Below are 25,470 nucleotides of genomic sequence, written 5' to 3'. Positions count from 1 at the left end.
CCTCGCGTCATTCAAACACTTCGGACTTCACGATGTGCAATACATAGTTATGTCGTTTTCCCCCGAGAGGCTGCTAGCATCGACCTCACTTGCACCCCGAACAGGCGAACACCAGGTAGCCCATGCTCGAGACCACAGCACCGCCAAGGAAAGCACCGCTGGCCCCGCCGCTGGATACGCGGCATCAGGTCGAAACGCCGGAAGGCATCGACCTGCCGTTGCGTCCCGCCGGGTTAATGGTGCGTGCCGTAGCCTTTGCGATCGATCTGGCCCTGCGCGGCGTGATCATGGGGGTGCTGTTCATCGCCCTGGCGTTTCTCGGCAAGCTCGGCATCGGCCTCGGCTCGCTACTGCTGTTTGCGATCAGTTGGTGGTACATGGTGCTGTTCGAAGTGCTGCGTCAGGGCCGCTCGCCGGGTAAACAATGGATGGGGTTGCGCGTGGTGCACGATGACGGCACCCCGGTTGGCTGGTCGGCCTCGTTGCTGCGCAATCTGCTGCGTTTTGTCGATCTGCTGCCCTTCGGCTACTTCCTCGGCACCCTCAGTTGCCTGCAACACCCGACCTTCAAACGCCTTGGCGACATCGCCGCCGGCACATTGGTGGTCTACAGCGAACGCCCGCTCAGTCGTCCGCAACTGCCTGATGCCGAACCTCGACGCTCACCAGTGCCCCTGACACTCGCCGAACAACGCGCCGTGCTGGGTTTTGCCGAGCGCCAAGGTGAATTATCGTCAGCGCGGGTCAATGAACTGGCAGCCCTGCTCGCCCAGCCATTGCACATTTCTGCGCCCAAGGCTGTGGCTGAACTCAATGGCATCGCTCGCGGCTTGTTGGGCCCGACATGAAGCAAAGTCTTTTCGAAACGCGGCACAAGGCCGAATGGGAGCGTTTTGCGCTGGCCCTTGAACGCCTTGAGCACGGCAAGGAGACCTCGCAAGTCGCCGGTTTCCCCAAAGCCTACCGCCGGCTTTGCCAGCATCTGGCGTTGGCGCAGGATCGCGGCTACAGCAGTTTCCTCATTGATTCGCTGCAACAACAAGTGCTGCGCGGACATCAACAGCTTTACCGTCACCGCAGTCGACTCGGCGCCAATCTGCTGAGTTTCATCCTCGCCGACTTCCCCCGCCTGGTCCGTGCCGAATGGCCCTTTGTGCTGGTCGCCAGCCTGCTGTTCTTCGGCAGTCTGATCGGCGTCGGCGTGTTGGTGTATGTATTTCCCGAACTGGTCTACAACCTGATCCCCGCCGATCAGGTGCGCGAGATGCAAGGCATGTACGACCCGGTCGCCGGCCACCTCGGACGCCCCGCCGAACGTGCGGCCAGCGAAGACTGGGTAATGTTCGGTTACTACGTGATGCACAACATCGGCATTGCCTTTCAGACTTTCGCCAGTGGCTTGTTGCTAGGCGTCGGCAGTGCGTTCTTTCTGTTCTACAACGGCATGGTCATCGGCGCGGTCGCCGGGCATCTCAGCGAGATCGGTTTCGGCCAGACTTTCTGGTCATTCGTCATCGCCCACGGCGCCTTTGAACTCAGCGCCATCGCCCTCGCCGGGGCCGCCGGCCTGGAACTCGGCTGGGCGTTGATCGCACCCGGGCGTCTGACCCGCAGCGAAGCGCTGAAACGCGCCGCACGCAAAAGCGTGTTGCTGGTCTGCGGGGTGATGTTGTTCCTGTTGATTGCCGCGTTTATCGAAGCTTATTGGTCGTCGAAAACCAGTGTCACACCTTTGACCAAATATCTGGTCGGCGCCGCGCTTTGGACGTTGGTCGCGGTCTATCTGTTGTTCGCTGGAAGGACCCGCCATGCGCCTGAGTGACGCCACCGTGGTGATCCGTCCGCGCACGACCTGGGAAGCCATGGACCTCGGCGTGCTGATGAGCCAGCAACATCGGCGTCTGCTGATGACCAGTTGGGCGATCGTCACCCTGCCGCTGTTCGCTTTGCTCAGCCTGTTGCTATGGGACTCGCCGTCGCTGGCGGTGTTTATCTTCTGGTGGCTGAAACCGGCGTACGAACGTCTGCCGCTGTACATCCTGTCGAAAGCGCTGTTTGGCGAAACGCCGACACTCAAGCAAGCTCTGCGCGAATGGCCGCGCCTGCTCAAACCGCAACTGCTGGCCAGCCTGACTTGGCGCCGCCTGAGTTTCAGCCGCAGTTTTCTGCTGCCGGTGGTGCAACTCGAAGGCCTCGATGGCAGCGCCAGGCAACAACGCTTGCACGTGCTCCTGCAACGCAACGCTGGCGCCGCGCAGTGGCTGACCATCATTGGCGTGCACCTGGAATCCGCGCTGTGGATCGGCTTGATGGTGCTGTTCTATATGTTGCTTCCGGAGCAAATCGAAACGGATTGGAGCTGGCAGTCACTGATTCTCGCGGCGGATCAAGACTGGCACTGGCTCGAACACCTGACCAATGCTTTCTACGCGCTGGTGCTGGTGGTGTGGGAGCCGATCTATGTCGCCTGCGGGTTCAGCCTTTATCTGAACCGGCGCACACAACTGGAAGCATGGGATATCGAACTGGTGTTTCGCCGCTTGCGACAGCGCCTGAACAACGGTGTATTGGGAGTGCTGCTGGCGGTCTTTCTGGTGCTGCCGAATGTGCCTTCGGCGTGGGCGGCCGAGCCTGATGACAGTCCGCTGGCACCGCGCTTGTTGAATCAACCACTCACCAGCCAGGCCTCACGGGACAGCATCAAGGCATTGCTTGAACAGCCGCCGTTCAAGAACAAGGAAGTCGTCACCCGCTATCGCTTTGGCGACGACCCGGCGAAACCTGCCGAAGCGCAGAAGCCGGGTGAAGCGCCACAGTGGCTGAAAACCCTGCTGGACTGGCTCGACGGGCAACACTTGAATGGACTGGCGAAGATTATTGAAGTGCTGTTGTGGGGCACGGTGATTGCTGCGTTCGGCTGGCTGATCTGGCGTTATCGCGACTATCTCCAAGCGTTCGTCAGCCGCCGTCCGAGACTGCCTGCCAAACCGAAACGCGCGCTGCCGCAACAAGCCTTCGGTCTGGACTTGAACCGCGACACCTTGCCTGACGACATTGCAGGCAGCGCCGAACACCTCTGGCAAAGCCAACCCCGTGCAGCGCTGGGCCTGCTGTATCGAGGGCTGCTCAGCCATCTGCTCGACGACTTCGACATGACCCTGAAACCCGCCGATACCGAACTTCAGGTACTCGCGCACGTTGAACAATTGCAACGCCCGGAACTACTCGCCTTCAGCCGCAGCCTGACCACCCATTGGCAGAACATGGCCTATGGGCATCGCGTCCCGGCAGCTTCCCTGAAGCAGGAGCTGTGCGATGGCTGGCGCGCCTTGTTTGGTCCCGGAGCCGCCCGTTGAGTCGCCGGACACTGTGGTGGGTGGCTGCGTTGATAGCCCTGTTAATCGGCACGCTGAGCGTGTTCCTCTACCTCAACGCCACGCCTTATCAGGAAGAAGTCGATCACGGCCCCTCGCCCGCCGCGCAAGCCAATCCGTATCTGGCCGCCGAGCTGTTTTTACGTGAACGCGGGCTCAACGTCAGCCATGCCGAAAGCCTCGCGGTACTCCCGGAAATTGACCCACGCAGCCACACGTTGCTGTTGTTCAACGACCGCTCACGCATGACCCCGCGTCAGGTTGACCAAGTGTTGAACTGGACCCGGGCCGGTGGGCGACTGGTGTTCGTCGCCGAGTCGCTGTGGGATGAGCAGAGCAAACAAAGCAACGATCTGTTGCTCGATCGCGTGCAACTGCATCAATCCCTGAGCAAGGATCTGAAAGACTTACCCGCAGACACTGAACCAGAGCGCTTCCCGCAACTGACCAGACTTTATCTGGAAGACGAAGACGCACCGGCCTACGCTGGCTTCGACACCGACTTCCACCTCGACGACCCGCAGAATCTGGCGCAAGCCTGGGCCAACAGCGCCAAGGCCACGCACATGATGCAGTTGCCCTACAGCCTGGGCACGATCACCGTGGTCACCGACGCCGAGTTGTGGAAGAACAAGACCATCAGCCAATACGACAACGCCTGGCTGCTCTGGTATTTGAGCGCCGACACCGACGTCACGTTGATCTACAACACCGAGCACGATGGCCTGCTGACCTTGCTCTGGCGCTACTTCCCGCAAGCCATCGTCGCTTTGCTCGCGTTGATCGGCCTGTGGCTCTGGCACGTCGGCGTACGTCACGGCCCACTGCAATTACCCGCCCCGAGTGGACGCCGGCAATTGCAGGAACACCTGCGCGCCAGCGCCGATTTCCTGTTGCGCCACAACGGCCAGCAGGCGTTGCTGCAAGCACTGCAACAGGACGTTCTGCGCCGTGCCCGTCGCCGTCACCCCGGCTTTGACCAATTGAACGTTGCCGAACAGTGGCTGGCATTGTCACGCCTGACCCGACAACCCACCCGCGCCATCAGCCAGGCCCTGAGCCCGTTGCCGGATCGGCGCCTGTCCAACGCCGATTTCTGCCGCCAGGTCGCCCACCTGCAAACTTTGAGGAACACGCTATGACTGAACAGATCGAGCCCGGCAGCGCCAGCCACGCCGCCCAGCAACGCCAGCGTGCCAGCCAGTTGGCGCAAGCAGTACGTGGCGAATTGCAAAAAGCGTTGATCGGCCAGAACCAGGTGATCGATGACGTGCTGACGGCGCTTATCGCCGGCGGTCACGTGCTGCTCGAAGGCGTGCCGGGACTGGGCAAAACCCTGCTGGTGCGCGCATTGGCCCGTTGTTTCGGCGGCGAGTTTGCGCGGATTCAATTCACCCCGGACCTGATGCCCAGCGACGTCACCGGCCATGCCGTGTACGACCTGCAAACCGAGCAGTTCAAGCTGCGCAAAGGCCCGCTGTTCACCAATCTGCTGCTGGCCGACGAGATCAACCGCGCCCCGGCGAAAACCCAGGCCGCCTTGCTCGAAGCGATGCAGGAGCGCCAGGTCACGCTCGAGGGTCGCGCCCTGCCGATCGCGCAACCGTTCATGGTCCTCGCCACGCAGAACCCGATCGAACAGGAAGGCACTTATCCCCTGCCGGAAGCCGAGCTCGACCGGTTCATGCTCAAGGTGCGCATGGACTACCCCGACGCCGATCAGGAGCTGAACATGGTGCGCCAGGTCTGCCGCTCGACCCGCGCCGACATGCTCGATGTGCAACCGCTGCGCACCGTGTTGCAGGCCAAGGATGTGCAAGCCCTGCAACGGATTGCCAGTGATTTGCCACTGGACGATCAGGTTCTCGATTACGCCGTGCGCCTGGCGCGCGCCACGCGCACCTGGCCGGGGCTGACCCTCGGCGCCGGGCCGCGCGCCTCGATTGCTCTGGTGCGTTGCGCCCGTGCCCGCGCCTTGTTGCGTGGCGGCGAGTTCGTGATTCCCGACGACATCAAGGGCTGCGCGCTGGCCGTGCTGCGCCACCGCGTACGCATCGCGCCGGAGCTGGACATCGAAGGCCTGCAGGTCGATCAAGTGCTCGCACAATTACTCGACCAAGTTCCGGCGCCGCGCCTGTGAAACCCTCGCGCCTGCTGTTGATCTGGCTGGCCTTGCTGCTGCTCATCGGCATTGTGCCGGGCACGTTGCGCACACTGCAGATCGACACTCCGGCGAGCCTGATATCGATCAACTGGGGATTGCTGCTCGCGCTGCTGGCTCTGGCGGCGCTGGATGCGTTGCGTCTGCACCGTTTGCCAACACCGCGCATCACCCGGCAGATGCCCGGCAGTCTGGCGCTCGGCCGATGGAGTGAGGTGCGTCTGGAAGTCGAACACGACTTCAGCGAGCCGATGCACATTCAACTCTTCGACCACCCGCCAGAAGGCCTGAGCTTCGAAAACCTGCCGCTGTCGATTGAATTGCAACCCGGCCAGCGCAGCCTGCTCGGCTACCGCCTGCGCCCACTGAAACGCGGGCATTTCAGCTTCGCCCACTGCGAAGTCAACCTGCCCAGCCCCTTGGGATTATGGTCAGGCAAACGCTTGCTCAGGGTCAGCGACCAGACCCGCGTCTACCCCGACTTCGCCCGGCTCTACGGCGGTGAGTTGCTGGCGGTGGACAATTGGCTCAGCCAGCTCGGCGTGCGCCAACGGCAACGGCGCGGTCAGGGCCTGGAATTCCATCAATTGCGCGAGTTTCGAGAAGGCGACAGCCTGCGCCAGATCGACTGGAAAGCCACCGCGCGCCAGCGCTCACCGATTGCCCGTGAATATCAGGACGAGCGCGATCAGCAGATCATATTCCTGCTCGACTGTGGCCGACGCATGCGCAGCCAGGACGATGAACTGTCGCACTTCGACCACGCGCTCAATGCCTGCCTGTTGCTCAGTTATGTAGCCTTGCGTCAGGGCGATGCGGTGGGTTTGAGTACCTTCGCTAGCGAACACCCACACCATCTCGCGCCGGTCAAAGGCAGCGGCCAATTGAACGTGCTGCTCAACACGGTTTATGACCTCGACAGCACGCAGCGCCCTGCCGATTATCAGGCCGCCGCCAATCAACTGCTGACCCGACAGAAGCGCCGGGCCTTGGTGGTGCTGGTAACCAACCTGCGCGATGAGGACGATGAGGAACTGCTAAGCGCGGTCAAACGCCTGAGCGCACAACATCGGGTGCTGGTGGCCAGTCTGCGCGAAGAAGCGCTGGACACGTTACGTCAGACCACGGTGCAAACGCTGCCCGAAGCGCTGGCTTACTGCGGCACGGTGAGTTACCTGAATGAGCGGGCAGAACTCCATGAGCGGTTGAGCGCTCATGGCGTTCCGGTGGTGGATGTCCGGCCCGCAGAACTGGGGGCCGAACTGGTGACGCGGTATCTCAGTTGGAAAAGAAGTGCGGCGCTTTGATCATCTCTCGATCCGCACGTGCACAGATCCGCTGCTCGAGGTACCGTCAGGATTCTCGACTTTGACGTCAAGGGAAACGGTTTCCGACAGATCCATCACCCTCCAAGAGGTTTCGTATTTACCGTTGCCATTTGTACTGTAATCAATGAATGGCCTGCCGTTAATGGAGACAAGAATTTTCCTTTTCGGCATCGGTTCTCCAGAAGCCTTGTCTACGATCAACGCAGTCATGGTTACCCAGTCGTTCACGAAAGCCGGATTCGGCGCAGCGACGACGGACTTCACAACTGCAGGACGTTCAGTGACAGTCAACCGCAGCGTTTCCACATCCCAGCCAGCCAAGCCGCCCTTTACCGACGCCCACAACGCTGCCTCACCTGCAGTGCCCAAGACAAAGCGCACCGTTGCCATCCCATCGGTACCCGTCAGTGTTGCCGGTAAAGATGTGTTGTTGTATTCCCACATCACTTCGACATTAGCCAAAGGCTCGCCGGTATTGGCTGAAACCACCAAAACCTGAGCTGAAATTTCTTGCCCCGGATAACCGGTCAGATCATCGCTGAACAGTTCCTTGATCTGTCGAGGTTCATGCAGGAAATACGGCAACGAAATCGATTCCGAATACTGCGTGTCCCCCACCGTCGCGGTCAGTTGCGCCGCTCCGGGCGTCTTGGGCACAAAGCGGATCCGCGCCACGCCGTAGAAGTTGGTGGTCGTCGTCACCTCGCCAAGATCCGCACTGCGCCAGACAACGTTCATCCCCGCCATCGGCCTGCCACTGATGGCCGAAACAATGGTGATCTGCTCGGACACAGCCTCGCCCCAGTACAGCGTCTTGCTAACCCGCGAACGCTCGGCGATTTTCACCACTTGGGTGCCTTCGCCCACCGACATTGCATTGACAGGTGACCATCGAGCCAGGCTTTCGCAGGCCAGAAACAAGCCGAAACTGCCGTTACGCTTGTCATCGACCATGAAGGAATCGGTGAATCCCGCCTCGCGGCTGAAAACTCTTGGCAAACCGAGTACGGGCTGAGTAAAACGAATGCCGAGTGCCTCAGGTCCGGTGCCGACCATGCCCAACGTCAACTTTCGACCGGACAAGAAGGTGTCTTGTGGGGCAGTTACATCGATTCTATGGGTCAGTTTGCGACGCGCAAAACCAGTGTCCTGGCCGAAAGGCTGTGCAGGTCCGTTGTCCATACTGAACTGCAATCGAGCCCACGGATCGTCGGCCAGCGAACAGACCTCCATCGAACGTGTATCTGTAGCATTGTCATACGGACTGGTGACAGACACTTCAACCATTGCCGATCCGCCTGTGGTTGCCCCATACGCAAAGCCTGCCCAGCCATCGTCAGCAGTCACATGTTCTTCAGAATGACCATCCACCTTCCACTGCGTTGGCACTTGAACCATGGCAGCTTCCGAGAAATCCGAACGTACTTTCGCCCACATCCATGCTGGGTCCTGACCCACGATCGGGAAAACGGCAGACTCACGTACGGTTTCAATGCTGAGTTTGTTGTGGCCCAAGTGCATTCTGGTGACATCCGTCGAGCCAGCCCCCCCCGTCAAGAATTTCAGACCGAACGCCCCGCCCCCCTGACTATCGGAACAATCCAGTGTCCAGGTCATGCCACTTTCATCAATAACATTGTGGCTATGTGGAGGCGGGTCGAGAACGATGTCCATCTCTGACGCTGGAGTTCCGGACCATTGCAAATCCATGGCAAGCCCCACCAGGGCACTCAGTGCGTTGGTTCTGAAAATATACCGGTGTACGGCACCCAGGCAGGGATACAGCAACTGACCTCGGTCGGTGCTCATATGATCCAGTTCCAGAGTGAACTCATCGTAAATATCCGGTGAAACCAAGCGGCCGAGCAACTCTCGATCTTCCAGTGAATCGGTCAACAACCGCAGTCCGAACATGCTGCTGCGGCTCTTGGCGAATTCAGAACTCAGAGTCCAGATCAGCGGTTCATCTGCCCGCAATACCCTGGGCTCGCCAAGTTCACTCACCACCAGCCCGATGCCTGGGTCGTCAATGCCCCATGCCAACGTGATTTCCTGGCCGATAAGAGGACTGTCGGCGAGAGCAGTAACCACCAGGGAATGGGTCAGGCCTCGTTTGCAGACAACCCCTAGATCCTGGTTGACCAGACCACGATCAAATGTGATGTTGACCTTGTCCTTCCATGAACTCCTGGCAATCGCGGTCACGCTAAATTCGCACTCATGCGACTCGGCCGATTCATGCGCTCGCACCGCCGCGGTGATCGCATGAATCCCGTGTTCTCTGGTGTAAAACTTCAGGCTCCCCCAACCACCGCTTCCCGTTTGGCTCTGCACGACGCTTTCGGCCATTTGCCACTCGACCAGCGCACCGATCACCGGTTCGCCGTCGCCCTGATCAGTAACATGCACCACTTGCAAGCGCAGGTACGCACTTTCGTGATCCTCCACCACCGGACTATTCTCGGCCTGACGCACCTCTTTGATCCTGATCCTGTTGCGCGCCAGCGACATACGTTTTCTGGGCGACGGCAACAACAGCTTCGAGCAGACCAGTGACAACTCGAATATCCCGTCGCGCCGGTCTTCGCAGTTCAGCGTCCAGGATGCAGTGCCCCCTCCATCGATCGGCATGAGAACCGATGTTTCCAGTGGCGGACTGACCACGACACCCAGTTGCCCAGGCTTGTCACCGTGCCAATGCAGATAGAAGTCGCTGCCTCGCAGACGACTGTTGGCCGCCAGCATTACATCAATGAAATGGGTAGAACCCCGGTTCGGATAACTGTTATCAATCCAGTCCCTGATTTCGTTGTTTTCACGGACAGTCAACCGTGCCCACGGATCCTCGCCCAGTACCAGTACGTCAAACGTCTGAGTCCACACACCCTGCTCGTAGTAAAGGCTGACCACAGAGGCTTCAATAACGAAGTCCCCTGCTGCCTTCGCCTCATAATCGAAGTAAGCCCAACCTTGTTCATCAGTAACGGTGGCCGCCAACACCCCGTGCTCGGCGGTCGCCCAGTTCACCGTAAGCCCGGCAAATGGCTGGCCGGTGTAATACGACGCTACCTGCACACCCAAACGGACACTTTGCTCAATCAACGGGTAGTAAGCGGCCTCGACCACCTCACGAAAAATCAGTCGATGATGCCCCAGCGATACGGGGATCTCGTAGGCCTGCGCGGTGTAACGGTTGCGCAAGCTCAGGGTGAATTCGTAGTCCTGATCATCGATTAACGGGCAATCGAGCGTCCATGGCACGTCCAGCGATTGCGGGGTGTCCCAAGCAGGCGTCGCGACAATCGCGCCCTGCGGGTTATTGTCGATGCTCAATGCAACCGGGGTGCCGTCCCAAGGGTTATCCGGCACAGGTACAAAACCGAGTACGTGGGGTGTGATCAATGCGTCGCTGCCAAAAGCTCCACCCCTGCTGGCGCCCTGACACAGGTATATTTTGCGCAAGGGCAGGAACGACATGCCGTCCAGCTCAATTTCCTGCAACTCAAGTGGCGCGAGTTTCAACTCGACTTTGACGCGTGTAACCCAGAGTTCGCCATTTGGACTCGAAGACTCTGTCGAGCTGTATATTTCGATGCGCAGCGGCTTTGAGCTTGAGATGTCCGATGTCAGTTCCACTTCATGCAGGGTCGGACTGAAACGCCTCTCTGGCCCTGATCCGAAACCCTCGCGCTGTTGTGCCTGATCAGGTTTACCCACGGGTTTGAGTTCGATGCGGTAATGCTCGATTTCTCCCTGAGAAATCCTCACCCAGCCTGATTGGCTGAAACTGCTTTCCCAAAGAAAACTCAGCCAATAAGCACCATTGCTATCAGGATCTCTGGGAAGTGTGACGTCCTGCGTGACACCCGCGCCCTTCGGCGCTTTGATGTGCTTGACAGGCGTGTTGTCGTAATACGCCAGGCCTATGGCAACCGCCCCCGTTTTTGCCCAACAATCGAACCTTTCTTCGAAATCACCGTTGCACACCAGGTTTTCATTCACCTGAACGATAGGATTATTCATGACTGCGCACTCCCTTGCCCTTGCCGGCCAGGCCCTCTTGTGCTGCATTGACCAACTCCTTCACCGAATCGGTRAACGACTGATCTCCGCTCTTGCACGTGTAGCGAATGCGCAAAATGAAATCGTTCATCGAGCGCAGCGTGGCCTCCTGCGGCGGTTCTTTATGCCATGGCCATTTCAGCTCCCAGGCGGACACCACACCGGTATTTTCAAATGGATAGAGCAAACCTTCGTCTGGCTTCGCCGCCGCCATGCCGTTGTCGGCAATACCCACCGACAGGGCGATCTGCTGGCCCGGACGCAAGTTGAACAGCACATCAGAAGGGGCCACTACCCCAGGACCAGGATTGTGCAAGTACTGCACTGACTGCACCGAAGCCCGGCTGGCGGTCATGCTGCCTACCTGCAGCAAGGTCGCGCGCACGTCCTCGAAAGGCCCCGTCAGCACTGGCAAGTCGACTTCCACCGAACTGATCTGCCGGCAGAAATGTCCCGGATAGTCCCGATCGAACAGCAGTTGGGTGAGTTTGAATTCCAGCGAGCCGTTCGTCTGCAATTGCGCCAATGCAGCCTCCCAACTACCAACGCCCTGAGGGTCAGTTGCGTCATTGAACAGGCGACGCAACGAGATGGTTTTCACCAGTTCCAGACGCCGCTCGGTGCGTTGCAAGTACTCACGTTCCATACGCAGCAGGTACGCGCGCAGATGCTCGCCAGCAGTCAAACCGTGGCGTTGATCCTGCCAGACCTGCGGCAAGGGAATATGTGAGTCGTAATCGCCGGTTTCGGCGCTCATCGCCGCTTGTGCGCTAAGGCACAGACTGACTACTGCGTCGTAAGCCTGATAGTGCAAGGCCTTGAGCTGGCCCAGCATCCAGCCGAACAATTCGGCATTGGTCGCGCGTTTTTTCAGATAGTTGTACATCGTCAACGCCTGAGCGTTAGCTCGTAGCGTTTGCGCGAGGTTGGTTCTGGCCGCATCAATCGCATGGTTCTGCGCGACGATTTGCGCATCGATGGCCGCAATTTCTGCCAGCGCCTGATCGCGTTGCAGCCCCCATTCATTGCGGCGACGGCGATAGCCTTCGGTGGTAGCTTGCTTGTCGGCATCGATTTGCAGCATCGACGAAGCTATCTCCAGGCCAAAGCAGATGGCATCGGTAACTTTGTCGATACGAAACCCGCCGTTCGCCATACCGAAGATATTGGGCGCGGCCGCCAAGGCCGCGCCTACCGGTTTGAGGATTTTGGCAGTCAGCGCCAGCTCTTTGGACTGGTCCAGGTTTGCCATGACCTGATATTCGACAGCCGACACGTTTTCGTCATAGCGAGCTGCGTAAGCAGCAGCCCGTTCCCGAGCCACTGTCCGGCTCTGCTCAAGCGCCGTCATGCTCGCCTCCAACTGAGCGATGGATTGCTCCTGCATGGTTTTGGCGTAGTTACCCAACTCCACCAGATGGTTTTGCTGCAGCTCTTCCTGCTCGGCACGATCACGCCGCTCAAGCAGATTGAGTACCTGGCTGCCGTAATCCTGCAAGGCCTGCACCGCACGCAAGGCAACCTCGAAGATCGTGCGCCAGCGAAACGCAATCACCACCAGCCGTCCGCCCATCGGTCTGGCGCCACCGACACCACCTGCGGCCAGAGCGCGCAGCAATTGGTTCGGGTCAGTCGGTGGGTTGAACAACGGCAGGAGCATGGGCTTGCCATCAATGGTCAAATTGTTGCGCAAGTTGTTCATGCGGTACTGCGGCTCGTTGAACCGCGCGAGCAACTCATCATTGATGGGTGCCCTGAACGGCGGACACCCCAACATGCCCAGCATGGGAGCCGTATCGGAGCCGCCCGGAACATCTGCCAGGCTGTAATTCAATGTCTGCTCGAAAGCTTCCAGTGCCGTACGCGTGCAACTTTGGGCCAGAAGGTTCTCCAGCGTCGCGGTCTGCCACAAGTTCACCGTTTGAGTCAGAGGCGGTTTGCCCATCAATGATCCCGCTTGTACATAGCACAGCTTTGCCGCCACCAGGCTTTCGCGGGTCAGTTGGCGGTAATGCCAGTCCCCCCAGGCCATGAGGTTCTTCACATATTCGATGAACATCAGCAGCCTCAAATGCACAGGCGCCGAATATCCAATCGCATCCGGGTCGGCGGGCGCTGCGGCTTCACAACCGGCATGCCCCAGATCGTTGATCAAGGGGCGGCAGCGCCAGAAACGTGGTTTCTCGGGTACCGAGTTGCTATCGGCAGGGGCCCGGGGATCGAAAATGAAATGCAACCACGTCTGTGCTTCGGCAAACCGCTCTTCATCACGCAAGCGTGTCGCGATCAAATGCGGCAGATGGAAAAACAGCTCCCAGAAAAACAGACCGTTGGCACCGTCGAAAGCGCCATTGCGTTCCGTGAAATCAACATCGGTAGGCGGCGGCTCTGACAGATGCTGGGAGTCCCAATTAATCAGCGTCGCAGGAGAGACAGTGGAGCGTGTGACCAACTCGGGACCGAACAGCGAATTGAGCCGAACGTAGCGCAACGCCCAGTCATCACCGAGTTGAAAGTCGAGGAACTGGGCGGCATCCGTGGTGTTTTTAAGCAGCGTTGGCGCGCGGAAATACGGGAGATCGACAATCGTCAGAGCAAACTGTTTACCGCCAAAGCCTTCAGTATCATTCCTTAGAGTGAACTTGACGTTGTTCCAGGTCCCCTTTGGTCGAGTGAAGGTACCCAAAAAATTCATTGTCCAACCGCCGGCTGTAGGCACCGAACGCATCACCGGCACCGGGTCACCACCGGCGGAATTCTCCAACTGCAAGGTGAAGTTTGTATTCTTCTCTGACAAACCTGTGGGCCTGCAAAAGCCCTCAACCGTCAGCTCGTCTTTGTCACCCACTCGCATGGCGAAGACGTTCAGCCCCAGAAAAGCTGCCATGGAGCCTGACGGTGACTCACTTGGGACCACAGTAACCTCAAGACCCAAGGGGTGCTGAACCGTCAAGGCAGAAACAAATCGATCATTCTTGGCCATCTCCAGCCAGGTACCACCGTCTTCAACAACGGGGCGCATCAGCACATCGATGATCGCGGTCTCGTTCAAGGCAGCTGTGCCGGTTTTATCATTGTCCAGCAATACCCCGAGCTTGCCTTTGGGATTCTGAGAGTCGACCCACACGGTTGCAATCAGCCAGGCACCCGCAGAAAGATCCTCATCAAACTCGCCATGGTGTAAATTCAAAGGCGCCGACCACTGGCCGTTCTGCCTCATGAAGGCCACATTGATATCCAGCTGATGGGGCACGAATCGGGATCTGTCGTCCTTTGAGGGATCCGCGGGGACGGCTTTGATGATCTCGCCGACCTTGTCCCGCCACTCCGCCCAGACCAGACACAGTCGGCCATTCCAGACCACCGGACGCATGTCCAGCACCCGCCCGGCAGGTTGAATATCCACCGCTTTCCATTCACTCCACGCCGCCGGGTTGACGGCCACACACGTGGGCGTGATCTCGATTTGCGCCTTGCGCCAGAAGTACTGGAACGGCGGCACCCGCTGACGCCCGACAAAGTAATAATCGGCGCGCTCCGGGGTCGTGCCGTCCATGTAGCCACTGACAACATCCAGGTCGCAGATCTGTTCGAAGGCTTGCAAGTAATCCTGTAGCGCGGCTTGAACCGAATCGCTGTTCAAACGGGCCTGGTTGAGGTTGTTTTCAAGGGCCTTGAACAGATCCGTCTTACGCTGACGGACGAACGGATTGATGTAGTTTTCCGGGTAGAGCGCGATCATCTGCACTGCGGCCCAGTCCGAGTAGTTGTTGTACAGCGCCCAGTTTTCCAGCTGCTCAGAGGGAAACTCGTGGTTTTCGAAACCGGGCTCCATTTTGTTGTACACCGCACTGATATATTGCTGCGCACAACTGATCGCTTCGGCAACCCCCGACGTCTGCACACGAGCACTGTCCAACGGGTCGATGCGCAGCAATTCGAACACGTCCTCCGGGGTCCGCAAAGGCGGGTAACGCTCCGCCTTTACTTGCCCGATGCAATACTCAAGCAACGCGGTACGACGTTTTTCCTGCAACAGGCCAATGTTGTTCGATGTCATGATCCTTGCTCCGTGGAAGAGGTTCCCGAGTCACTGGCGGAAGGCGTTGACGCTTGTTCAAGCGAGTGGCTGCGGCCTTGCGTCACCCCAAACCTGATGGGTTCGAAGAGTGTCCCCAAGCCGCTTGCCAGGCTGCGTATACCGACTTCGAATTCACCRCTGAAATCGCTGGTGATATAAACCGTGGTTTGACCTTGCTGATTGGTGAACCCCTGTGCCGGACGGATCGTTGGCCTTTCTTCGGGATCTGTTTCTACCTCCCAGGCCCAGTCCACCAGCATGTTGGCCCCAAGGTTTCCGTACTGGTCCACCATCGTGGCGTAGAGTGTGATTTCCTGACCAAGCGGCACGACCTCCGTTGGCACCGGAGACATAAGCCCGGTCGGGAAATTCATGCTCTCGGCGTGGGCGATAACGTCGATGCTCACTGCCCACTCAGGCTCGAGCAGGCTCAGGGAAAAATAAAGGCTGTCCGTGCCCAAGACTGTGCCCGGAAAATACTCAGCCGTGAGGACTCCTTCGGGATCGGTGATGCCTGATCTGATGGTCCCTAGCTCGGAGTGCCAATCAACAGCGATGCCTTTCAACGCTGCACCTCGGGCGTCGGTGAGCGTCATCGTAATGATCGCTTTCTCATCTTTTTTACTAGCGAAGACTTCCGTCGGTTCTACTGCGCAAGTCATCCTGACCAACTGCTTCAGTTCGCCCGGTGCTTGCTCGACAGGCACACGCGTCTGGGTCTGACTGAGCAAAGCCAGTTCAGCTGCCTGGGCATAGGCCTCGCTGGCATCGGTTGTCTCCGGCAAGGTACCGATCCGCAAAATGGTCCGGGCATCCATACCGGTCTGCATCGACAACTGGTAAACGCGTATCAGCAGATCCAGTTGTTCCAGGGTTTTCAACACTTGGGTTTCAGGATCGATATGGCGAACACATTCGCTGACTTCCTGCGCGCTCCAGGCAAAGAATTCAGCCAGTTTGATGGCAGCTGCCTGCTGCACCACCCGCAATGCATCCTCGCTGGGTCGGGCAGGAAGCGAATGGACCTGACGCAGATAGTCCAGCAATTTCTGTTCCGGCTGTGCACTCATGCTGAACGCGCGGGTCAGCGTGGTCATCGCGTAAAGTATGCGCACCGAGAACACATATTTTTGAGAGGGATCGATGATGATGATGCTTTGGTCGACCCACGCCTCATATCCATAATCCAGATAATCCTGGAGCAGGGCCGCACTCAAACCCAGCATTGAAACGACTTCGGCGCGCTGGCGCACAACAGCCAGCAATTCGAGTAAAGGATCTGAAGGTTCGTCGCGCCTGCGCTGCGTCGCTGGCGGTTCGAGGTCAGTGCGGTCATACACTTGGCGCAACAGTTGGTACACCGAAGCATCGACCCAGTTCAGCACCAGAACGGCCAATTCGCCCTCGATGCCGGCGTAGACTGCCAGCGACTCCCTGACCAGCGACACTTGAGCGTCTCTGGCCTGCAGAAGAACGGTGAGCATGATCTCGGCCAAGACGCTGACCTGGGCCTCCTCAATGTCCAGGCCGTTCCTGACGGCCCATTCGAGCTTCTCGCGGGCAAAGGCCGAATAATCCTCCGGCGTCATGGCAGTGGCCAGTATCAGGCCATTGGCATCGACAACCGGCGCCAGCCCCTCACTGTCAATCGACAGTAAATCCAGCCAGTCGCTCTCTCCGGTCGGCGGAATACCGGCTACGAGAAAAGAATTATTGGATAACCGCGCGCTGGGCAGGAGGGTGCCGATCTTGTCGAAGAACTGCTGGTCCTGCTGGGAGAAATCGCTCAGACGCAGTGGTGCACTCACGTGCTGCAACATCCACAGCACCGACATGTTGCTTTGCTCGCACCATTGCACGCAGGCCTGCATGGCTTCGATCAGGCTCAGCACACCCGGATCGCCAGAGGTGACGTCAATGCGGCTGTCATCAACCGCCACGTCGACAATACGCGGCTTGCCAGCCAGCCCTTTGAGCCAGGTTTCTCCCCCCAGCACACTGAGCATCAACACGCCTTCGACCGGCGTGATATTCAACAGCCGGGGCAGTTTTACCAGACGGTAAAAACTGGAAATGACCGGCGCACTGCGCACCAGATTATCGGTAAGATCATGAGCCTGGGCTATCGCCAATGCCAGGTAGTGGTAAGTCTGAAGATCAATACCCAAACCACTGCATAGCTGGCTGACCGTCAGATTGTCTTGATCCGATGTCGGTATCAGCGCAAACGGTGTGCCGTCGAGTCTCAGCGGCTCGCGATAATTGTCTTGATTGTTGAAGACCTGATCGAACTGCGACAGTGCGTCACCGCGACCGTACAGTGACAGTTCATCGAGAAACACGGCGAAATCCGCTGCCGTGCAGTTGTAGCGTTCACGCAGTCGCTGAAACAGACCCAATGCATGGATCACGTTGACCGAAATCGCCCACACCTCAGGCTTTTCGGCTCCACGCGCTTGCGCCCTGATTGCTGCCACCAACAGAGCGTCAGTCTGCTCAGGGGACAGATTCAGCCATTTGTCCAGGCGCAACTTGCGGTTGAGTCGATCAAATGTATTCAAGCCTCTTGGGGTATTGGGATTAACGATTATCCGATGAAAATTTTTCCCTGACTGCGTGGTGATACCGATAGCGGGGTGAGCATTATCATTGATGTAAACCGAGCCGGATCGGCCGCCTTCCGGGACATCGGGCTCACTGGAGTATTTCACATTGGCCGAACGTCGCGGCGCGTAGTCCCCGACCGAAAAAAGACTTGTAATCTCCTCGGCAACAAGATTCGTACGTTGAGCCAGATAAAATATCTGATTGAGATTCAGATACTCAGTGTCTTCTGTGCCAAAGTTCTCCAGATAGAACTGATGCATATCTTCGGGATATGTGTATTCCTCAGTAAGCAGCCGCTGCTGGTAAGGGCCCAGCCGAGAGGCATGCGCCAGAGCAGCAGCGGCAAGCCTGGTCAGGGGCGCGGAGTGCAAGAAGTTGGGGAATTTGCCGTCAACGATGTTGGCAAAATCCCCCACTGATCGTCCGCTGAAACCCGCAACCCCATCAACCGTGACCCAATGCTGGTAATACGGCAGACCGTTGGGATAGCGTGCTGTGATCAATGCCTGTTCAATTGGAACCACCGTGTTCGCAGCGATGAACGCCTGTAGCACGCGTACGATCACGTCGACTGATGACTCCGGCGCGTTCACCGCTTTACTGTCGACCGTCAACGTCATCAAATCCGTGCGACGCTCATGCAACGGCAGCTTGCTGTCGTCACCAACGGATTCGATCAAGTCGCGAATCAAGCGATACAAGAAGACCAGATACGCCGAAGGCCCGAACATGGACTCCAGAGAATCCGAGGGGCACTTGGCTCTCAATTGCAGATCGAATATTCGCTCCAGTTGCGGCCCGTCATCAACGAGCGACATCAAACCACTGGACGGTCCTGTCGATCCGGCGTTGTCCCTCTTCACAGGATGTTCAATAAACCGACGCCGCACATAGCTCGCCAGGCTGTTGGCCCGGCGCAAAAAGCGTCGCGCCTCTTCCTGCTCAAGTCCGTACTCGCCGACCAGCAACGGAATACCCTTTTCGACCAGTGGGAAAAACGATCCCCCCTCCTCAACGTAACTCCAGAGTTTCGAAAGCCGGTTTTGCGCAGTGGACGTTTGCTGACCAAACAGCTGAATGAACAACTGCGCAGCGGGACGGAGTGAATCAGCCATGGTCACATTCCTTGAGTCGATAACGGGCCCGGTCCGCCTGACTGTCTTGTCAGGCGGACCTAGCTTTCCATAAGGATTTAGCGCTTGAACGCAGCAGCCGCCAACTGTCAGAAGTGACAGGTTTAATGCCCGTTCATCGGAAATTTACAAGCGTGATTTATCCGTCGGTGCTGATTCGATTTCAAACCGCTCACTGGCGATCCAGTCGGAACCCAGCGGATCGCTATCGCTTGGTTGCAGCTTGAAACGGCACCAGTTGCCACCCAACGGTAGCGCTTGGTCAGACAGGCCTTGCCAGTCAGGGTCGACCTGAATCGACGCTGCCCATGTCTTGTCCGGGTTGAACGGGTCGACCAGAACACCGACACCTTGACGGCCCGTGCCGGCAAACAGCACCGGGTTGCTGACCCAGCGTCCCGGCGCGGGTATCTCAATGGTGGGCAGATAAGTTGCCAGCTGAACCGTGCGTTTCGCGCTATCGGATTCAAACCCTTCGTAAGCCGCCACAACTTCCAGCTCATGATTGCCTTCGTTTTGCCCAGGCTTCAGCGTTACCGACCACGTCCGGTTTTCCCGCACCTCGGCGCTTGCCTGGTCGCTACCCAGCGTCACGGTCACGGTGTCGCCGGGCGTCGCGAAACCCGACACCACGACCCGTCGGCCGACATGGTCATCGGCAGTCGGGGTTTCGATAAACGGAGTCGCCGGCACGACCTTGTAACGCAAACGCTCATTGGGCTGAGAGCGTTGTGGAGTGCCATTGTGGACGAAGGTTTGAAAAGCCCAGATGGTTGTGATTCCCACCGGCAAACTCACTTCGGCCTCCCAGTTGTCTGATGCGTTCACCTCAATATCCGTCAGCAATGGCTCAGTAGCGCCTTCCAGCCAGACCTCCACCCGCGCGCCAGGTCGGCCAGTGCCAGCAATCTTCGAGGTGCGCGGCGCTTTCCCGCCAGGGATCGGCGTCGTGAATCGAGGCGGCGGCACCACCACCTTGAGTTCGTGCACAGCGCTGTTGGTCGACTCTTGCCCGTTAAGTATCTGTTGCGCATGGAGGAAGTAAGGCCTCAGCTCCAGATCGCGTAGTTCGATCGACCATTTACCCTCCTCAAGCAATTCGAGCGGAGCACCCAGCGTTCTTCCCATCTGGCTGTCATGCAATTGCATCATCGCGCCCTGCATGCCGTTATCACCTTCAATGGTGACGTCGTACCCCACTTCTGTGCCGGATACCGGCGCGACGATGAGCGGTTGCAACATGACTCTGTGGACAGTGAAGGTTTTCGATGCCGGCACTGAAGGGAGATCGACAACGATCTGGGTAACGGTGACGCGGTGGAGGACTCCAGGTTCAAATGCTTTGGTTCGCTGAAATGCCCAGCGCTCACCCTCCACATCCGCTTCGTACTCCAAGCCGTCGTCGCTGAACCGGAGCTTTACCACCGCTCCAGACCAACAAGTGCCACTGAAAATCGGCTCCAGCCCCTCCCCGGAAGGATCATCCAGGCCTGGCGCCAGCGGTGGAATCGTGACGTCCAGGATGAAAGGACGTTGCGAAGGATGATTTCCCAGATGCTGTGTAATGCGCACTTCCCGCGTTTTGGTTGGCCCCCACTCCACCAATGCCGGAGTCGACCATTGGCCATTCACGACCACTACACTTCGTGCAGCCTCGGTTGTATCGGGAAACCTGAGCGAGACGGTGGCGCCTGTGTAACCTTTGCCGCTGAAGACGGGTAGATACTCCTCGGTGTAGCTCGCCTCGGTGATATCCGGCATGTCGTTGTGGACTTCGAATTCAAGCGGCAGCGATTCGATCCAGCCATTGGCGTTGTCGGCGATCTTTTGAATCACCGTCACATCGTAGCTGCCCAGAGGCCAGACAACGGGGGCAGTTTCCCACTCGCCTTGCCCATCGACGCGGACGTTGGGAGGCAAAGGCAGCGAGCCGTTGCTGGCAGAGAACTGGATTTCGGTCCTGAGGTTTTGATCGAAATGGCCGTTGCCGGAGAATTTCAAGCTTGAATCGGGGAGAAAGGTGACCTCAGGTATTTCCAGTTGTGGAGGGCGGATCCGGAAAGCACGCGGCTCGCCGCGACCGGAAGGGACGTTTTGAAAAACCTGTTCAGCCACCAGGCTGACCGGCCCCGGCGGCAACTCGGCGACAGACACGCTCCAACTACCGTTAACGTTCGACACCCTGCCCACTCCCACCAGGGAAGTTGTCAGGTCCAGGTACACTACAATCGTTGCATCGCGCAGACCGTTATCGCCCTCAAGAACAAATGACTGATCTTGCGCAAATACAGGTTTCGGGATGCGCGGCCAACCAACAACCATAAAGGTACTGGGATCGGTGTAACCAACCCCAATAGCGAGGTGCTGATATTTGACTTTTACGCTCAATTCACCGCTGTTGATATCCGACATCACCCTAGGCATCTCCCACAACACCGTCGTCGTTTCAAGCGGATCACTCAAAATTACAGAGTGGTTATCTGCCCTGACAATCTGAAGAGTCAAGCCAGGATGCCCAGTACCTTTAAACAATAACGTCCCCGCCCCCACGGTCTCATTGACAGAGGGTGAAGTCAGCTTTGGCACAGTGAGATTAAGGATCCTTTTGGTCTTCCCGTCTCTAGAATGATTTTGAGCATTGTGACTAACGGATTGCCGAATAAAGACGTTTATATAGCCGATAGGTAAATTCTGGGAAACATTGACTCTCCAGTTCCCACCGCCAGAAAATTTCTGACCGATAACAGTAGTATCGTCTCCATCGACGAGTACCGGAACGCATTCGCCAAGCTCACCACCCGACCCGCTCAACACGGTTCCTTGAATATTTTCAGCTATAGGTTCGGAAGTAATGAAATAATTTCGAGTGGTGTAGTCTGAAAACTCGGATCCATACCTCCATCGAATACTCAGTTGAGCGATCCCAGACAAAGTTGAAGAAATCTCCCAATCATGAAACCCCTCAGCGTTAAACCATTCACCGGACAATTCATACGCCCATTCATTAACAACATGGACATATATCCAGACTTGATGAACCCCATCAACCATCGGCAATATAAAACGCAAATTGAATGACTTCTCGACCCAAGCAAGGTTATCCGGTTTAACGACCTGTACCGTATCCGGCTTACGGAGTTCATGGCCACCCGATTCGATATTCCCAGCGTTAGATAATGAACCCGCGTCTGACACTGACGGCCGGAGTTCATCCTTTTTAAACTCTGGCTTGTGTCCGATATCCTTTTCTTCGTCAGATGTCATCTGTCGCGCTCCACAGTCGGCAGTCATTTTCCAAAAAATGACGATTGCTCAGACTACGGCTGCTCTCACAATGCGGGCACCTGTAAAACCTGACAGTCCCGACCAACGGTAATTCTTCCAAAAGCGGCAGACCACCGCCTGCCGGCTAGCACCCTTGGCCCGGAACACAAAGCTGCTCCTACGGATACCTGCACGTCATAGATCGAAGGTGAAGCGAGTGCACGCGAAACGTCTGACAGTTTGAATCAGGCCGAAGCCGGCAACGGCTGAAAACTGAAATAACGCTGCAACGCCTGCACCAGCTGCCCAAATTCCGGCGGGGCGCGTTGCAGGACGAAGCCGGCGTCGTAGTGCAGCGGCGTGGCGTCTTCATGGCACCACACGCAGCACGCGGTGAAGTCGATCACCTGTTGGCAGCCATCGCTGGCGGGGATTTTCAGGCGTAACTGAAAGTCCACGCCGACCATCATGGGCAATTGGCTGATGAGCATCAGCCCGTCTTCGGAGAGGTTGCCGAGAAAACCGATGGGCTTTTCGGTGACGCTGTTGAACACTCTGAGGAAATACGGCAACTGATGCCGTTCGATCCGTTCGGTAAACATGCGCAGTTCGCCATGCAAGGCTCCGTCACAGAGCCGCACCTTGCTTCGGAACGTGCCTGCATCGCAGGCTCGCTCTCCCCGCTTCCGGTGTGACGGTCGCTACGTCGCCGTCACCTTACAACTGCCAGTCGCAGGTGTTGCTCCGGATTCAGAACGCGGTGCCGAATCCGGGTTATTCGACTATAGCTCAGCTTGTACACACGGCCAGATTTTGTATGACAACTGTCATCAGAAACGGGTCGGGCGCACCACGGCAGCGGCACTGCGCGTCGGGTAATGGCCCAGGCTCTGCAAGGTTTCCAGACGGGCACGGGCGCGATAGGCGTATTCGCTGTTCGGGTACGAGGCGATGATGAACTGATAGGTCTGCGCCGCGTCGACAAACATTTTCTGCCGTTCCAGGCACTGGCCGCGCATCATCGACACTTCCGGCCACACGTACGGGCGGGCACGGCTGGCGCGTTCGACCTTGGACAGTTCGAGCATGACCTGCTCGCAGTTGCCACGATCGTAGGCGCTGTAGGCGTTGTTCAAATGGTGGTTCATCGACCAACGGGTGCAGCCCGAAACGGCGAGGACGCTGAGGGCAAGGGCGGCAATGGGCAACAATCGCATGGGGGTTCTCCTGTCTTGTGCTCTTTATCGACCCGCGACTGGAAATCTTCAATGCCGCCTTGCACGCTGCAGTGAATCGAGTCGTCAGGATTCAACGGCATCGTTGTGCGGCGCGGACAGCTCGGACGCGAGATGGATTGTGACGACGGGTGAACGTGGCGAGACTTCGCCGTTGGGTGCAACCTCGACAACGTAGAATCCGAACTGCCGCAGGTCTATCAAACTCGACCAGTTGTTACCAGGGCCAACATCTTGACTGAAAAGCGGACTCAAAGAATCCTTGGTGCTGTAAGCGCGCACGGTACTGCCAGGAGTAGCGGTCCCCTTCACGACAAACCTTGCACCTGGTCTATCCCCATTTTGCGGTGAAGTAATCACTGGTGGCTCGAGTGCTTCAGATGCGTCTTTTTTTACGGTCATGTCGGCAGCCTCTTCACCTCGCCAACCATTGGCGAGATGCGATTTTTTATACCGACAGGAAAACCGGGTGACACCTGTAAGAAATACCAGTTCCGATGAACGGTGTATTGCCTGGAACGTCGAATTGAAAAACGCTGCGTTCAATAAAGAAAACGATAAGTAGTGCAAACGAACAATGACTACACCCCAAGAGCATAGTAGCCTTCGCTAGCGCTTGAACTCAGGAGTCTTTGCATGTCCGTCCGTCGTACCAAAATCGTCGCTACCCTTGGCCCGGCCAGTAACTCGCCGGAAGTTCTTGAACAGCTGATTCTGGCTGGTCTGGACGTTGCCCGTCTGAACTTCTCCCACGGCACCCCCGACGAGCACAAGGCTCGCGCGAAGCTGGTGCGTGACCTCGCCGCCAAGCACGGCCGTTTCGTCGCCCTGCTCGGCGACCTGCAAGGCCCGAAAATCCGTATCGCCAAATTCGCCAACAAGAAGATCGAGCTGAAGATCGGTGACAAGTTCACCTTCTCCACCAGCCATCCGTTGACCGAAGGCAACCAGCAAGTGGTCGGCATCGACTACCCGGATCTGGTCAAGGACTGCGGCGTGGGCGACGAGCTGCTGCTCGACGACGGCCGCGTGGTAATGCGCGTGGATACCGCCACCGCAACAGAATTGCATTGCACCGTGACCATCGGCGGCCCGCTGTCCGACCACAAAGGCATCAACCGTCGCGGTGGCGGTCTGACCGCGCCGGCTCTGACTGAAAAAGACAAGGCCGACATCAAGCTCGCTGCAGAAATGGAAGTCGACTACCTCGCGGTGTCCTTCCCGCGTGACGCTGCCGACATGGAATACGCCCGTCAACTGCGCGACGAGGCCGGCGGCACTGCCTGGCTGGTGGCGAAGATCGAACGCGCTGAAGCCGTAGCGGACGACGAAACCCTCGACGGCCTGATCAAGGCATCCGACGCGGTGATGGTTGCCCGTGGTGACTTGGGCGTGGAAATCGGCGACGCCGAACTGGTCGGCATTCAGAAGAAAATCATTCTGCACGCACGCCGCCACAACAAGGCAGTGATCGTCGCGACCCAGATGATGGAGTCGATGATCCAGAATCCGATGCCGACCCGCGCCGAAGTGTCCGACGTAGCCAACGCCGTACTCGACTACACCGACGCCGTGATGCTGTCCGCCGAATCCGCCGCTGGTCTGTACCCGCTGGAAGCCGTGCAGGCAATGGCGCGCATCTGCGTCGGCGCCGAGAAGCACCCGACCGGCAAGACCTCCAGCCACCGTATCGGCAAGGAATTCAGCCGTTGCGACGAAAGCATCGCGCTGGCGACCATGTACACCGCCAACCACTTCCCGGGCGTCAAAGCGATCATCGCACTGACCGAAAGTGGCTTCACTCCGCTGATCATGTCGCGTATCCGCTCCTCGGTGCCGATCTACGCCTTCACCCCGCACCGCGAAGCCCAGGCCCGCGCGGCAATGTTCCGTGGCGTGTACACCATTCCGTTCGATCCGGCTTCGCTGGAACCGCACGAAGTCAGCCAGAAGGCCATCGACGAGCTGACCAAACGCGGCGTTGTGGAAAAAGGCGACTGGGTCATCCTGACCAAGGGCGACAGCTACCACACCACCGGCGGCACCAACGGCATGAAGATCCTGCACGTGGGCGACCCGCAGGTCTGAGTGACGCGCTGAAAAACAAGAGCCCCGGCATGTGAGTGCCGGGGCTTTTTGTTTTCTGCTCTGGAAAATGTGCCGATTGATCCGGCCTCTTCGCGAGCAAGCTCGCTCCCACAGGGAACGCATTCCAATGTGGGAGC

The 25,470-nt window shown here is 58.0% G+C and carries 14 protein-coding genes; 7 read left to right on the top strand and 7 right to left on the bottom strand.

Translation table 11 applies throughout. From position 1 onward, the window contains the following. Positions 1-122: 122 nt before the first annotated feature. Genes AC1DVF_RS23670 through AC1DVF_RS23645 form a run of 6 tightly spaced genes read left to right on the top strand, consistent with a single transcriptional unit; the run spans position 123 to position 6,842 of the window. Complete coding sequence (locus AC1DVF_RS23670) at positions 123-848, top strand: RDD family protein (protein ID WP_093430508.1); 726 nt, start codon at positions 123-125, stop codon at positions 846-848. Next, positions 845-1,822 (top strand): stage II sporulation protein M, encoded by a 978-nt coding sequence (locus AC1DVF_RS23665; RefSeq protein ID WP_477783230.1) that lies wholly within the window; start codon positions 845-847, stop codon positions 1,820-1,822. Before AC1DVF_RS23670 ends, AC1DVF_RS23665 begins: the two co-directional genes overlap by 4 nt. After that, on the top strand, positions 1,809-3,356 hold the full coding sequence (locus tag AC1DVF_RS23660; RefSeq protein WP_477783229.1) for a DUF4129 domain-containing protein: 1,548 nt from the start codon (positions 1,809-1,811) through the stop codon (positions 3,354-3,356). The genes AC1DVF_RS23665 and AC1DVF_RS23660 overlap by 14 nt, the downstream gene beginning before the upstream one ends. After that, on the top strand, positions 3,353-4,516 hold the full coding sequence (locus AC1DVF_RS23655) for a DUF4350 domain-containing protein (RefSeq protein ID WP_477783228.1): 1,164 nt from the start codon (positions 3,353-3,355) through the stop codon (positions 4,514-4,516). The genes AC1DVF_RS23660 and AC1DVF_RS23655 overlap by 4 nt, the downstream gene beginning before the upstream one ends. Continuing rightward, on the top strand, positions 4,513-5,514 hold the full coding sequence (locus AC1DVF_RS23650; RefSeq protein WP_095048231.1) for an AAA family ATPase: 1,002 nt from the start codon (positions 4,513-4,515) through the stop codon (positions 5,512-5,514). Before AC1DVF_RS23655 ends, AC1DVF_RS23650 begins: the two co-directional genes overlap by 4 nt. Next, entirely contained in the window at positions 5,511-6,842 is a 1,332-nt protein-coding gene (locus AC1DVF_RS23645; protein WP_477783227.1) for a DUF58 domain-containing protein, read from the top strand. Before AC1DVF_RS23650 ends, AC1DVF_RS23645 begins: the two co-directional genes overlap by 4 nt. On the opposite strand, the gene AC1DVF_RS23640 is transcribed toward AC1DVF_RS23645, so the two are convergent. The 7 genes from AC1DVF_RS23640 to AC1DVF_RS23610 form a co-directional block, all read right to left on the bottom strand. Beyond that, positions 6,843-10,886 (bottom strand): Ig-like domain-containing protein, encoded by a 4,044-nt coding sequence (locus AC1DVF_RS23640; protein ID WP_477783226.1) that lies wholly within the window; start codon positions 10,884-10,886, stop codon positions 6,843-6,845. Then, the gene (locus AC1DVF_RS23635) at positions 10,879-14,985 is read right to left on the bottom strand and encodes a Tc toxin subunit A-related protein (RefSeq protein ID WP_477783225.1); all 4,107 of its coding nucleotides are present in this window, start codon (positions 14,983-14,985) and stop codon (positions 10,879-10,881) included. The genes AC1DVF_RS23640 and AC1DVF_RS23635 overlap by 8 nt, the downstream gene beginning before the upstream one ends. Beyond that, positions 14,982-18,728 carry a Tc toxin subunit A gene (locus AC1DVF_RS23630; protein WP_477783224.1) on the bottom strand — a complete coding sequence of 1,249 codons (3,747 nt, stop codon included), beginning with the start codon at positions 18,726-18,728 and terminating at the stop codon, positions 14,982-14,984. Before AC1DVF_RS23630 ends, AC1DVF_RS23635 begins: the two co-directional genes overlap by 4 nt. A gap of 144 nt (positions 18,729-18,872) precedes the next feature. Then, positions 18,873-22,010 carry a hypothetical protein gene (locus AC1DVF_RS23625; protein ID WP_477783223.1) on the bottom strand — a complete coding sequence of 1,046 codons (3,138 nt, stop codon included), beginning with the start codon at positions 22,008-22,010 and terminating at the stop codon, positions 18,873-18,875. 245 nt (positions 22,011-22,255) lie between these two features. Continuing rightward, positions 22,256-22,612, bottom strand: coding sequence for a PilZ domain-containing protein (locus AC1DVF_RS23620; protein WP_460129981.1), 357 nt, complete (start codon positions 22,610-22,612; stop codon positions 22,256-22,258). Between the two features lie 228 nt (positions 22,613-22,840). Next, positions 22,841-23,227 carry a tetratricopeptide repeat protein gene (locus AC1DVF_RS23615; protein ID WP_093430516.1) on the bottom strand — a complete coding sequence of 129 codons (387 nt, stop codon included), beginning with the start codon at positions 23,225-23,227 and terminating at the stop codon, positions 22,841-22,843. Between the two features lie 84 nt (positions 23,228-23,311). Next, the gene (locus tag AC1DVF_RS23610) at positions 23,312-23,647 is read right to left on the bottom strand and encodes a hypothetical protein (RefSeq protein ID WP_460129983.1); all 336 of its coding nucleotides are present in this window, start codon (positions 23,645-23,647) and stop codon (positions 23,312-23,314) included. A 234-nt stretch (positions 23,648-23,881) separates the two neighbouring features. Here AC1DVF_RS23610 and pyk point away from each other — a divergent pair, with 234 nt between their 5' ends. Continuing rightward, entirely contained in the window at positions 23,882-25,333 is a 1,452-nt protein-coding gene (gene pyk, locus AC1DVF_RS23605) for a pyruvate kinase (protein ID WP_093430517.1), read from the top strand. Positions 25,334-25,470 lie beyond the last annotated feature (137 nt).

This window comes from Pseudomonas sp. P4_D7 (assembly GCF_056401755.1).
This window is presented reverse-complemented; position numbering and strand designations above follow the sequence as displayed.

Excerpts from the sequence above, each read along its gene's own strand:
- pyk (WP_093430517.1), top strand. The coding sequence starts at position 23,882 with ATGTCCGTCCGTCGTACCAAAATCGTCGCTACCCTTGGCCCGGCCAGT.
- AC1DVF_RS23660 (WP_477783229.1), top strand. The coding sequence starts at position 1,809 with ATGCGCCTGAGTGACGCCACCGTGGTGATCCGTCCGCGCACGACCTGG.
- AC1DVF_RS23615 (WP_093430516.1), bottom strand. The coding sequence starts at position 23,227 with ATGCGATTGTTGCCCATTGCCGCCCTTGCCCTCAGCGTCCTCGCCGTT.
- AC1DVF_RS23610 (WP_460129983.1), bottom strand. The coding sequence starts at position 23,647 with ATGACCGTAAAAAAAGACGCATCTGAAGCACTCGAGCCACCAGTGATT.
- AC1DVF_RS23650 (WP_095048231.1), top strand. The coding sequence starts at position 4,513 with ATGACTGAACAGATCGAGCCCGGCAGCGCCAGCCACGCCGCCCAGCAA.
- AC1DVF_RS23620 (WP_460129981.1), bottom strand. The coding sequence starts at position 22,612 with ATGTTTACCGAACGGATCGAACGGCATCAGTTGCCGTATTTCCTCAGA.
- AC1DVF_RS23665 (WP_477783230.1), top strand. The coding sequence starts at position 845 with ATGAAGCAAAGTCTTTTCGAAACGCGGCACAAGGCCGAATGGGAGCGT.
- AC1DVF_RS23625 (WP_477783223.1), bottom strand. The coding sequence starts at position 22,010 with ATGACATCTGACGAAGAAAAGGATATCGGACACAAGCCAGAGTTTAAA.
- AC1DVF_RS23670 (WP_093430508.1), top strand. The coding sequence starts at position 123 with ATGCTCGAGACCACAGCACCGCCAAGGAAAGCACCGCTGGCCCCGCCG.
- AC1DVF_RS23640 (WP_477783226.1), bottom strand. The coding sequence starts at position 10,886 with ATGAATAATCCTATCGTTCAGGTGAATGAAAACCTGGTGTGCAACGGT.